12 protein-coding genes and 1 pseudogene are annotated in these 10769 nt (G+C 63.1%); 6 read left to right on the top strand and 7 right to left on the bottom strand.

All coding sequences use genetic code 11. The features are described 5' to 3' along the window. The 4 genes from EOA27_RS08130 to EOA27_RS08115 form a co-directional block, all read right to left on the bottom strand. On the bottom strand, positions 1-1317 hold a 1317-nt coding region (locus tag EOA27_RS08130), incomplete at its 3' end, for an NAD-dependent succinate-semialdehyde dehydrogenase (RefSeq protein WP_145970290.1). A gap of 276 nt (positions 1318-1593) precedes the next feature. After that, positions 1594-2565, bottom strand: coding sequence for a PDR/VanB family oxidoreductase (locus EOA27_RS08125; RefSeq protein WP_127255882.1), 972 nt, complete (start codon positions 2563-2565; stop codon positions 1594-1596). Then, positions 2565-3155 (bottom strand): dimethylamine monooxygenase subunit DmmA family protein, encoded by a 591-nt coding sequence (locus tag EOA27_RS08120; RefSeq protein ID WP_126062160.1) that lies wholly within the window; start codon positions 3153-3155, stop codon positions 2565-2567. The genes EOA27_RS08125 and EOA27_RS08120 overlap by 1 nt, the downstream gene beginning before the upstream one ends. Beyond that, positions 3152-4234, bottom strand: a complete 1083-nt coding sequence (locus tag EOA27_RS08115; protein ID WP_245491050.1) for a DUF3445 domain-containing protein — start codon at positions 4232-4234, stop codon at positions 3152-3154. Before EOA27_RS08115 ends, EOA27_RS08120 begins: the two co-directional genes overlap by 4 nt. A gap of 244 nt (positions 4235-4478) precedes the next feature. On the opposite strand from EOA27_RS08115, the gene EOA27_RS08110 reads away from it, so the two are divergent. After that, positions 4479-5189: a LuxR C-terminal-related transcriptional regulator gene (locus EOA27_RS08110; protein ID WP_189476419.1), complete on the top strand. Its 711-nt coding sequence runs from the start codon at positions 4479-4481 to the stop codon at positions 5187-5189. An 85-nt stretch (positions 5190-5274) separates the two neighbouring features. Here EOA27_RS08110 and EOA27_RS41485 read toward each other — a convergent pair whose 3' ends face one another. Next, on the bottom strand, positions 5275-5655 hold the full coding sequence (locus tag EOA27_RS41485; protein WP_210214142.1) for a hypothetical protein: 381 nt from the start codon (positions 5653-5655) through the stop codon (positions 5275-5277). 244 nt (positions 5656-5899) lie between these two features. Between EOA27_RS41485 and EOA27_RS41480 the strand changes: the two genes are divergently transcribed. After that, complete coding sequence (locus EOA27_RS41480) at positions 5900-6661, top strand: hypothetical protein (protein ID WP_210211339.1); 762 nt, start codon at positions 5900-5902, stop codon at positions 6659-6661. After that, on the top strand, positions 6645-7466 hold the full coding sequence (locus tag EOA27_RS08100; RefSeq protein WP_126062162.1) for an SDR family oxidoreductase: 822 nt from the start codon (positions 6645-6647) through the stop codon (positions 7464-7466). The genes EOA27_RS41480 and EOA27_RS08100 overlap by 17 nt, the downstream gene beginning before the upstream one ends. 19 nt (positions 7467-7485) lie before the next feature. Here the strand turns inward: EOA27_RS08100 and EOA27_RS08095 are convergent, their stop codons facing one another. Beyond that, entirely contained in the window at positions 7486-8217 is a 732-nt protein-coding gene (locus EOA27_RS08095) for a GntR family transcriptional regulator (RefSeq protein ID WP_127255880.1), read from the bottom strand. A gap of 183 nt (positions 8218-8400) precedes the next feature. Between EOA27_RS08095 and EOA27_RS43115 the strand changes: the two genes are divergently transcribed. The 3 genes from EOA27_RS43115 to EOA27_RS08085 all read left to right on the top strand — a co-directional run bounded on the left by EOA27_RS43115 (position 8401) and on the right by EOA27_RS08085 (position 10624). Then, positions 8401-8709 (top strand): SMP-30/gluconolactonase/LRE family protein, encoded by a 309-nt coding sequence (locus tag EOA27_RS43115; protein WP_348639856.1) that lies wholly within the window; start codon positions 8401-8403, stop codon positions 8707-8709. Positions 8710-8743: 34 nt separating this feature from the next. Next, positions 8744-9274: an SMP-30/gluconolactonase/LRE family protein gene (locus EOA27_RS43110; protein WP_348639855.1), complete on the top strand. Its 531-nt coding sequence runs from the start codon at positions 8744-8746 to the stop codon at positions 9272-9274. Positions 9275-9655: 381 nt separating this feature from the next. Beyond that, a complete protein-coding gene (locus tag EOA27_RS08085; RefSeq protein WP_126062163.1) occupies positions 9656-10624 on the top strand; it encodes an IS481 family transposase in 969 nt (322 codons plus the stop codon). 11 nt (positions 10625-10635) lie between these two features. On the opposite strand, the pseudogene EOA27_RS42010 reads toward EOA27_RS08085, so the two are convergent. Beyond that, positions 10636-10769, bottom strand: a pseudogene (locus tag EOA27_RS42010) (transketolase); the annotation flags it as partial.

Below are 10769 nucleotides of genomic sequence, written 5' to 3'. Positions count from 1 at the left end.
GAGATGGTTGATCGAGAGCATCCCCGAGCGAATGCTGCTGCTCATCCTTGCGGCATTGTCGGCCGAACGCGTGAAGGCATAGGCCGCCAGCCCATAGCTGAGCCGGTTGGCTTCCTCGATCGCCTCATCAAGACCATTGACCGGAACCATCAAGGCGACGGGTCCGAACGGCTCCTCGTTCATGATCCGGGCGGTTTTCGGAACCCGCGAAAGAACGGTCGGCTCGAAGAAGTAGCCGGCATTGCCCAAGCGCTTGCCGCCGGTCATCACCTCGGCGCCGGCCTGCACGGCCTCCTGGACGAGAGCGCCCACCGCCTCGACGCGCCGCTCGCTGACCAGCGGGCCCATCGTCGTGCCTTCGGCAAGCCCGTCGCCGACCTTGATCGCCTTGGCCGCCTTCGTGAAGACCTCGACGAACTCGTCATAGACGCCCTGGTCGACGAGGAAGCGCGTCGGCGACACGCAAACCTGGCCGGCATTGCGGAACTTGGACCCCGCCATCACCTTCGCGGCGCGCTGGACATCGGCATCCGGCAGGACGATGACCGGAGAATGGCCGCCAAGCTCCATCGTGGAGCGCTTCATATGCTGCCCTGCCAGCGAAGCCAGCTGCTTGCCGACTGCGGTCGAGCCGGTAAACGAGATCTTCTTGATGACCGGATGCGGAATGAGATAGGCGGAAATCTCGGCCGGCACCCCATACACGAGGTTGACCACGCCCGGCGGAATGCCGGCGTCGACGAATGCCCTGACCAGCTCCGCCGGGGAAGCCGGCGTTTCCTCCGATCCCTTGATGATGATGGAGCACCCGGTGGCCAGTGCCGCCGACAGCTTCCTCACGACCTGGTTGAGCGGAAAGTTCCATGGCGAAAAGGCCGCCACGACACCGACCGGCTCCTTGACCTCGATCTGACTGACGCCGCCGGCGCGTGCCGGTATCACCCGCCCGTAAGTGCGGCGTCCCTCCTCGGCGAACCAATCGATCAGGTCGGCGGCCGCGAGGGTTTCCATCTTCGCCTCGGCCAGTGGCTTGCCCTGTTCGGTGGTCAGGATGCGCGCGATGATATTGGCGCGCTCCCGCACGATGACGGCAGCCGCGCGCATCAGCTTGTAGCGCTCGAAGGCCGAAATCCTGCTCCAGAGCTGGAAGCCGTTTTCCGCCGCGGCAAGCGCCTCGTCGAGATCCGCTATTTCGGCGTGGGCGAGCCTGCCCAGCACGGTCTCATTGGCGGGATTAATGATCGGCAAGGTCTTGCCCGACGCAGCCGGCTTCCACTCGCCGTTAATATGCAGCAGCACATGTTCGGGGTACGACATTCCATCAATCTCCTTACGCTTTCATCCGCCTGCGCGGCTTGCGACGCTCCGCAGCCCTGCCGTATCAGCCGGATCTGCCTGTCTCGCGCGCAATCAGGGGTCAGCCTCTCGGGCCGATAATCAACGCCGGCTCCTGATAGGATATATCGGCCCAGCTGGCTACGGCGCGGCGCGTTTTTAGCCGATTTTTTTCGCACTTTCAAACACGGCCGAGAGGCGGCGAACAGTCCCCGAGAACGCACCAATCCGCCCCCACCCGGCGCCCCGGCGCATGGCTCATGCCTCCACCGTCACCTGGCCCCCCAGCACTCTTGAGACGCAGGGCATGATGGCGGTTCCTTCCGCCAGCTCTGTCGCGTCCAAGACGTGGTCGTTGTGGACGATCCCGCCCGTGCAGCTCTGCACCTTCAGGCGGCATTTGCCGCAAGCTCCGACACGGCACATGGAATCGACCTCGACGCCCGCATCCTCCAGCGCTTCGAGCATCGACTGGTCGGAGGAAACCTCTATGACGCGCTCTTCCTTTCCCGCCAGCACGACCGAGAACGGCGCGCCTCCCACCGCTGCCTTGAACCGTTCCGAGTGGAAACATGATTGCGGCCAGCCCACGGAACTGATTGCTTCGATCGCCGCATCCATCATCCTCGGGGACCCGCAGACATAGACATGGGTGCCGGCCTGCTGCTCAGCCAGCAAACCGGAAAGATCGAGGCGTGTCCCAGCGGCGCTGTCGTGGAGATGCAGCTTCGCACCATAACGGGCGCGAAGCGTCGCAACGAAGGGCGCATCCCCGGCCGAGCGGACCGAATGATGCAGCTCGAAGGCTTCGCCCAGGCGATCGAGCTCGCGTGCCATGCTCAGAAACGGCGTGATCCCGATGCCACCGGCAATCAGCAGATGGCGCCTTGCCAGCCGGTCCACCGGGAAGGAGTTCAAGGGCCGGCGAACGGTCAGTTCGTCGCCGACGCCAAGGCTTTCGTGCAGGAACCGCGATCCGCCCCGCCCATCAGGCTGATGCTGCACCGAAATCCCGTAGCGGCGGCGATCATCGGGGTCGCTGGTCAGCGAGTAGGCGTTGCGCCGGATACCCCCACCGGTGTCGAGCAGCAGCACGAGATGGGACCCGGGCGAAAATGCCGGCAGATCTAGCCCCTGCGCATGTTCGGGGAAAAAGCTCTTCACGCCCTCGGCGACGGTCTCGATACCGGCCAGCCTCAGCTTGAGGAATCCCTTGTCGGCAAGATCCATCAGAAAGGCTCTTGCCGCAAGGCGGGCACGTTGGGATCCGAGGGGTGAAGAACGACCGCCTGATAGGCGCCGATACGCCGCGAGTAGTGGTCCCGCACGACCAGCGTCACGCCGCAACGGGGACAGTCGAAGGCCCGGCGGGCAATGCCGTCATACACCGTCTTGCAATGCACGCATTGAGCACGCCGCGCGCCGGCGCCTGCCTGTTCCGCAAGCATAACATCGGCGGCAAGACCTCGGTCGCGCGCCTGCCGGCGCACAAGCGAGAGGAAGGATTCCGTACCGGCGACATAGAGCCGGGCAGCCGCCGGCATCGCATCCATGCGAGCCGAGAGCACTTCGCAGAAAGCGCATTCGTCGAGGTGCAGACCAAACTCTATCCCGGGTGCGTTCAATAAGGACCCGATCCGGTTCTCGCGCCCCAGAACATGGACGCAGATCGATCCGGTGCTCGCGGGCCATGGCATTGCCAGGAGACGCTCGATCGCGGTCATACCCGCCTCGTCCGAGACCAAGATTTGCTGTCGCGCGGGCTTCCAGGCCAGCGTGCCGTAGGCAGGCTTGGAGGAACTCTCGATCCCGATGGTCAAGGGCGTGGCTCCAGGCGGTCTGTGTCGGGCCCGGCGCCTGGCGACAGAGGTCGCCCATCGTCGAAGCGCACAAGCCAGTCGACGCATTCGCGCCGGAAGTGGATGTTCGAAAAGCGTGCAAGGCCAGGATCGAGATCGCGCAGCACCCGGTGCAGGCGCGCGGCCCATTTCGGCACCCGCGCCACATCGCGCAGCGACAAGAGATAGTTCCGCAGGACAAAGATGATCGCGTTGCTGCGCGGCACGCGATAGAGCTGCTGAAATTCGCTGCGCACGAAGATGTCGTCGGGCACCGTCTCCGCCGTGACGCCATCGACGTCGTGCTGCCAGACGATCTTATTCTCCAGCGACTTGTCGAGGCGCGGCCGCACGGCGTGCACCCAAGTAACCCGCCTTTGCGGCGCCTCGGCCGATAGCATCATCGTCATGCGCAGCGCCTGGTCGATAACCCGGCTTTCCGCCACGGCTCCAACCAGCGTTCCATGCCAGTCATGCCAGTTCATACCCAGGATGAAGTCGAACGACCAGCCATAGGGAGCGGTCACCATGCCACCATCCAACCACAGGGTGCTCTGGCGCTGATCCATGAGCACGAAGTCGCCCTGGGTTTGGCGGGTGATGTATTCGAACGCTTCGCAGGGAAGCGTCTCGGCCCGGCCAAAGGTAAAATCCCGCCGCTCTCCCAGCAGACGGTTCTCCCACCGGCAGTTCCTGTCCTCGCGCCGATAGGAGAAATGCGCCGGAAAGTCCCGCGCCAAAGCACGCATAATGTAGTCCGTCGCTTCCCACTGCGCCTCTTCCATGTGCGGCAGGACATGATAGCGCGAGCGGTCCTGATCGAGGACGAATGCCCGTTCGGCGACCTCGTCCAGATAGTGCTCATCGATATCGAACAGCGACCTGTAAGCCGCGGTCGGCCCGTTTCGATCCTGCGGCTCGACCCCCACCCCCTTCATCTCGAAACGGTCGGTGTCCAGGGGAAAGGGAAAGCGCAGAATGCCGGCGTCCGAATTGCGGAACGTCATGTCGCCGCGAAAGACGTTGGGCGGAACCTCGCCGCTTCGTGGCGCGATGGACAAGTTCAACTCTCCCCGCATGGCCTGGATCGGCGCAGGTTGTTTTCGGCGGAAGGGTGGATTCCCGGGCACGGCAGGCCGCCGTTCGGGAATGCTCCATCTTGGCATCGAGGGGGTTCGCCGGGTCAATCGTCCGAAAGGATGATCTCCTTTGGCCAACTTCAGATCGCGGCGGAAAATGTTGATTTGACCTCTGATCGAACGCAATCTTGCGACGCAGAAAAACCGGATGCAGTCGAGGCGCAGGATGACCGCGACCCAATTTGTCTCGGACGGCGAGGAGGCCAGGCCGATCGTCGAACTGCTGCAGTTCGCCATGGAAGAGACGCACATACCTTCTTCGATCTTCTACTGGATCGACGAGAGCATGCGCATGCAGATAGCGGCATGCGAAGCTGTCGACCTCGATCGGCTCAACATCTACCAGTCCACCTTTTACGCACATGACCCGTGCAGCCCCGTGCGGATGATCAGCCGGCAGGCGCGCACCCAGACCCTGCAGCGCGCATGCTGCGAAAGCGAGGCTCTCGAACTGTACCGGCCATATATGGCGCTGAGCGGGATCAAAGACGCCTTGGAGATGGTTTTCTGGCATGAGGGCAGCGCGGTCGCCGGGCTGGGACTTGTGGCGAGGAACGAACAGGATTGCGTGTCGCCGGAGGCCTGGAAGCTGGCCGAGAGCATGCAGCGCTATGTCGAGGCAAGTCTCGCGCTTCACCCAAGGGTGATGCGCGATCGGGGCCGAAGGAGGCTCGCAAGGGAATTCCTGCTGTCGAAGCGGGAAATCGGAATCGCCGAGCTGGTGGGAAGGGGTCTGACCAACCAGGAGATCGGCGAGGAGCTGACGATTTCCCTGCCCACGGTTAAGACCCATCTGCGGAGCCTGTTCGCAAAGCTCGATGTCGGGAACCGCACATCGCTCATCGCCCGGATGCGCAAAGCCGAAATGACGAGATAATCGCCGCGATCCGCAGGCGTCGGCTGCCGCCAGGATCGTCACTCCACCGCGACCTGTTTCCGAGGGCTGAGGCCGAAGCGGCCCATCAACGCCACTTGCAACGCACGGCAATTTTGCAATACGATATATCAAGAGCTTTCGGATCGACGACATGACAGCTTCGGCAACGATGAAGACCGCTCATCCGCCTCTCAGCCCGCTCGACAAGGGCGTCCCCGGAACGGTCGCCGAGGTCGCGATCGACACGGTCGCAGACCGGAAATGGAGCCTGCTGCGGGAAGACATTCCGCTCCCGGCGGCCGTCATCAAACATGACGCGCTCCGCCATAACCGCGAATGGATGAAATCCTTTCTCGAAGACAGCGGCGTGGCTCTTGCCCCTCACGGCAAGACGACAATGTGCCCGGCGCTTTTCGATATGCAGCTTGACGACGGCGCCTGGGCCATCACGGTCGCGACGCCGCATCAGATCCAGGTCGCGCGCGCCTTCGGATATTGGAGGATATTCTTCGCCAACCAGCTGATCGGCAGAAGCGCGATCGAATATGTCATGCGCGAACTGGCGAATGATCCGGCCTTCGAGTTCTTCTGCCTAGTGGACGATCTGTGGAACGTGGAAGCCCTGGCATTGGCGGCCAGGGCAGCGAACCTCGACCGGCCGGCGGACCGAGTGCCGCACTGTCGAGCAGGCGATCACCCTCGCCCGTGCCGTGCATGCGTCGGGCATCCTGGCGCTCGCCGGTGTCGAAGGCTTCGAGGGGCTCCTTCGAGGATCGTCGAACACCGAAACGCTGGCGCAGGTGGAGAGCCTGCTCGGCTCGATGGTCGAGCTTGCCGAAAGATGCGCTGCGGAACGATTGTTCGCCGAAGGCACGGTGCTGCTCTCGGCGGGCGGATCATCCTTCTTCGACGTTGTCGCCGCGCATCTGTCAGCGGCCAGGCTCAACCGCGAGACGCGGATCCTGCTGCGCTCGGGCTGCTACATCACGCATGATTCTGTGCTCTACGTTCGCGCCATGGACGCGATGCGGGAGCGCAACAGCGCGCTTGCCGACTCGCATGGCGGTCTGCAACCCGCGCTCGAGATCTGGGCTTATGCGCAGTCGCGGCCGGAGGCTGACAAGGCGATCGTCGGGTTCGGCAAGCGTGACATCTCCTATGACGACCTGCCGCTAGCGCTGAGCTGGTACCGGCCGGATGGCAGCATGACAGCGCCCCAGACGGTGCCGGCGGGGCATGTCGTGACCAGGCTGAAAGACCAGCACTGCCACCTTTCGGTGCCGACCGGCTCGCCGCTGCGCGTCGGCGATCTGAGGCTTCGGTATCTCGCACCCATGCCTGACCTTCGACAAATGGCGGGTCATCCACCTTGTCGATCCGTCCTACCGGGTCACTGGTTCGATCCGGACATATTTTTGAACGTCGCCCGGGACTGGAACGAAGGCATCTTCCACAATGAGCAGGAAACATAACCCCAAGGCAATGCTGGTCACCGGCGCCGCGAGCGGTATCGGGGCGGCAACGGCAAGACTGGCCCCCGGCGCCGGCCACAAGGTGATTCTGGCCGACATCAACGAAGCTGGAGCCCGCGCGACGGCGGCCGAGATCGGCGCCAATGCATCCGCCAAGCGCCTCGATATCCGATCAGAGGAAAACTGGAACGCGTTGCTCGACGAGGTCTGGGCGGAGCACGGCCGGCTGGATGTCCTGATCAACAACGCAGCCATCGTCCACACCGGCTTTGCGGCCGATGTGCCGATCGAGAAGCATAGGCACACGCTCGACACCAATTTCATGGGCGCGGCCATCGGCATGCTGGCCGGGCTGCCGCGCTTCAAGGCGCAGGGTTCCGGCCATCTGGTGACGGTTGCCAGCATGGTCGCCTTCCTGCCCTTCCCCGGCATAGCGAGCTACGCCGCGGCCAAGCACGCGCTGCGGGCCTTCCACCATGCGCTGGCCATCGAGGAGCGCCGCAGCCCGGTCCGCTTCACGATCGTCTATCCGACTGCGACCGAAACCCCCATGCTGGAGAAGGAAGCCGAGGACGACGCCATGGCGCTTGCCTTCGCCGGCAATCCGGTTCCCGCCGAGCACGTCGCTCGGACCATTCTCGACGCCGTCGTGAAAAAGCCGGCCGAGGTCTACATTCCGCCCGAGCGCGGCAGCTTCGTACGCCAGATCGGCGTGAAACCGGGCGCGCTGGCGAAGATGTACGAGCACAATGCGGCCATCGGCGCGGAAAAGCTCAAGGCCCGTCCCGCCGACAGCAGCGGCTGAGATCCTGGCGCGGACCGGCTCAGCCCTTCGACCGAAGGCGGGTCGCCTTCCCTGAATTGACCTGGGCTAGCTTGAGCTGCTCAAGGATGCGATAAGAGCCCTCCCTCAGGTCTCTCACCGCCAGTTCACCCGCTTCGGACGGAGACCGACGGGAAAGCGCATCGATGATCAGCAGATGTGGATGCACGTCAGACGAGGCCTGACGGATGCTCGGATATTGGTGGGTCACGAAGGGACCGGCAAGCAGCCAGAGATTTTCGATGACGCGAACCAGGACGTCGTTGTTCGAGGCACGGTAGATCGTGAAATGGAATTCCTGGTTCGCCGAAAGAGCCGCTTTCCATTGTTCGGCGGCCTCCGCCTCTACGAAAGCCCTGTGCAGATCCTCCAGCCTGCGAATGTCGTTCGTGGTGATGTTGACGGCACTCAGTTCCGCCGCGAGCCGCTCGAGCGGGGCGCGGGTCTCGCGGATGTTGATGTATCGGGGAATGGAGATGACCGGCACCCGGGCCTGATGACCCAGTTTCAGCTCGAGCGCGCCTTCGCGAACGAGTTGGCCGACAGCCTCCCGCACCGGCGTCGGCGAGGTCTGGTATGTCAGCGCCAGTTTTCGAATGTTCAGCCTGGAGCCCGGTTCGTATTGCCCCGTCATCAAGGCCAGGCGCAGCCGGCCATAGATCCGTTCCGAAAGGCTGTCCCGATTGAGCGCCAGGCTGTCGTCAGCTTCCTGTGCATCCGGTTGAGTGGTCATGATGCCTTGCTGGTTGGTCGTTCGCGACGGCGATCGTCCGGACGCTCATTCACGTCCTTCTGGCATATACTATTCCAAAACCCATAAAGCGACAAAACCATCCTCGACCCGACGGCCTGTTTTGCTATATCAAAATTAGCATCATAAGAGCTGAAAAGCGCAGGGGGGAGGAATATCGACGAGATGCGACCGATCGACTTTGAAGAACCCATCGAGCGACGCATCGATCTCGATCTGGCCATCGGCGAGAGCCCAGTCTGGGATGCCGGCCGCCGCCTGCTCTGGTTTGTCGATATCCTGGCACCCTGCATTTACGCGCTCGATCCCCGGACGAACCACCTGGCGACCTACCCGATGCCCTGCGCCGTCGGCAGCATCGGAGTGGCCGCCGGCGGCCGGCTGGTGGTCGCGCTTCGGAGCGGCGTTCATCTTTCGATCCTGTATCCAGGACGCTGGAGTTCCTGGTTCACCCGGAACCCGAGATGGAGATGAACCGGCTGAACGACGGCAAGGTCGGACCGGACGGATGCTTCTGGTCGGATCTATGCACGACAGCGTGCCCCGCGCGCCGACCGGCTCACTCTACCGGGTGACGCCGGCGGGCCAATGCACGAGGATGGTGAGCGGGCTGAAGGTGTCGAACGGGCTCGCCTGGAGCCCCGACGCCAGGACCATGTATCACGCGGATACGCGCGGACCCTATGTGGAGTCCTACGACTTCGACCCGCAGAGCGGCGGCCTGTCCGCAGCGCGACGGTTCGCGACATTCACGGAAGACGACGGCTTGCCGGATGGAGCGGCGACCGACGTCGACGGGCACTACTGGGTTGCGGGCGTGACGGCAGGCCGGCTCACCAAGTTCGCCCCGGACGGCCGAATCGCTGGCATATTTTCGCTGCCGACGCCGGCGCCGACCATGCCATGCTTTGGCGGCAGCGACCTGAAGACACTCTTCATCACCTCGCTGCGAACGGACCGCCCGGGCCGATATCAGATCGGAACACTGTTCTCCGTGAAGGCGGACATCGCCGGCCTTCAGACTGGCGTCTTCGGTTAAGCCCCGACGCCTATGTTCGGGAGCGCGCACGGTTGGTCCGATGCAAACTCCATCGGGAAGCAGTGGGCCTCGGGCGCCACAACGCAAGCGGTTTGCTGCGATCCGCCATATCTTGGACCAGAACTGGCACGGCGAACAGCAGGAGAAGATGATGTTGAGATCGTCTGGTCGATGCCCAGCCGCCTTCGGAGCTATTTAGTGTTCCTTCGCTACTGCCACCAGCGCCCGACGGGAGTTGTCGGCCACAAACTCACCGGATTTCGGGACTGCCATGGTTCGAGCAGCACCAACTAGATGTGAGCTTTCAGGAGGTTGTTCATTCGGTCCCGAGCGAGGAAGCTGAAGTTGCTGAAGCTTTAGCGATTCTCGCAGGAGGACCGAATGAACATCCATAAGAATGCCCGACTGACGCCGCACGGTCGAGAGCGAGTTGTGGCTGAAGTGCTGCGCGGGCAGACGCCGCAGGCCGCCTCACGTGCCGCAGGCGTTTGCCCGCATACGGTGCGCAAGTGGGTTGCGCGCTATCGAGCCGAGGGTGTGGCCGGTCTGCAGGATCGTAGCTCTCGACCACGGCGTCTGTACCGTCCGACGCCGCCGCAAGTCGTTGCTCGCATCGAGGCCCTGCGCCGGGAGCGCAGTTCCGGAAAGCACATCGCCAAGGAGGTCGGCGTCTCGCCCGCGACGGTCAGTCGTGTACTTAGGCGCCTCGGCCTGAACAACCTCATGGCGTTGGATCCGCTGCCGCCGGTACGCCGTTATGAACGTGCCCATCCGGGCGAGCTGATCCACATCGACATCAAGAAGCTCGGCCGCTTCGAGCGGGTTGGTCATCGCATCACCGGCGATCGCACGGGCCAGAGCACCTGGCGCAGTTCCAAGCGCGGCGGTCCGGGTTGGGAGTTCGTCCATGTCTGCATCGACGATGCATCCCGCGTCGCCTTCAGCCAAATCAAATCCGACGAGAAGACGCGCAGCGCCATCGCCTTCCTCAAGGCTGCCATCGCCTATTACAGGGGCCTCGGCGTAAAGGTGACCCGCATCATGACCGACAACGGTAGCTGCTATGTATCGAGAGTCTTCGCCAAGGCCTGCAAGCGATTGCATCTCAAACACATCCGCACAAAGCCGTATACGCCAAAGACCAATGGCAAGGCCGAGCGCTTCATTCAGACTGCCCTACGCGAGTGGGCATACGCCAGGGCTTACGACACCTCCGATCAAAGAGCTGAAGAGCTGCCTCTCTGGCTTCATCGCTATAACTGGCACCGACCCCATGGTAGCCTTAAGGACAACACGCCCATCAGCAGACTCGCCTTGTCCGAAGACAACCTGTTGAGGCTCCACAACTAGAGCGGCTACGATCAGGCTGCGATGAAGGCCTCTGCAACGCTGCGAATGCCTGCGGCATCGAGCTTGTAATGAGCGTAGAGATGGGTGGGCGGCGCGATCAGGCTGTATTCGTCGTAGATGCCGTGGCGCTTGAGCTTCACGCCAA

It is taken from the genome of Mesorhizobium sp. M2A.F.Ca.ET.037.01.1.1, from assembly GCF_003998075.1.
Taxonomy (GTDB): Bacteria; Pseudomonadota; Alphaproteobacteria; order Rhizobiales; family Rhizobiaceae; genus Mesorhizobium.
The sequence above is the reverse complement of the archived record's forward strand: the minus strand, read 5'-3'. Positions and strand labels throughout refer to the sequence as shown.

Excerpts from the sequence above, each read along its gene's own strand:
- EOA27_RS08125 (WP_127255882.1), bottom strand. The coding sequence starts at position 2,565 with ATGGATCTTGCCGACAAGGGATTCCTCAAGCTGAGGCTGGCCGGTATC.
- EOA27_RS08110 (WP_189476419.1), top strand. The coding sequence starts at position 4,479 with ATGACCGCGACCCAATTTGTCTCGGACGGCGAGGAGGCCAGGCCGATC.
- EOA27_RS41485 (WP_210214142.1), bottom strand. The coding sequence starts at position 5,655 with ATGCGGCGTCGCGACCGTGATGGCCCAGGCGCCGTCGTCAAGCTGCAT.
- EOA27_RS08100 (WP_126062162.1), top strand. The coding sequence starts at position 6,645 with ATGAGCAGGAAACATAACCCCAAGGCAATGCTGGTCACCGGCGCCGCG.
- EOA27_RS08095 (WP_127255880.1), bottom strand. The coding sequence starts at position 8,217 with ATGACCACTCAACCGGATGCACAGGAAGCTGACGACAGCCTGGCGCTC.
- EOA27_RS43115 (WP_348639856.1), top strand. The coding sequence starts at position 8,401 with ATGCGACCGATCGACTTTGAAGAACCCATCGAGCGACGCATCGATCTC.
- EOA27_RS43110 (WP_348639855.1), top strand. The coding sequence starts at position 8,744 with ATGCTTCTGGTCGGATCTATGCACGACAGCGTGCCCCGCGCGCCGACC.
- EOA27_RS08085 (WP_126062163.1), top strand. The coding sequence starts at position 9,656 with ATGAACATCCATAAGAATGCCCGACTGACGCCGCACGGTCGAGAGCGA.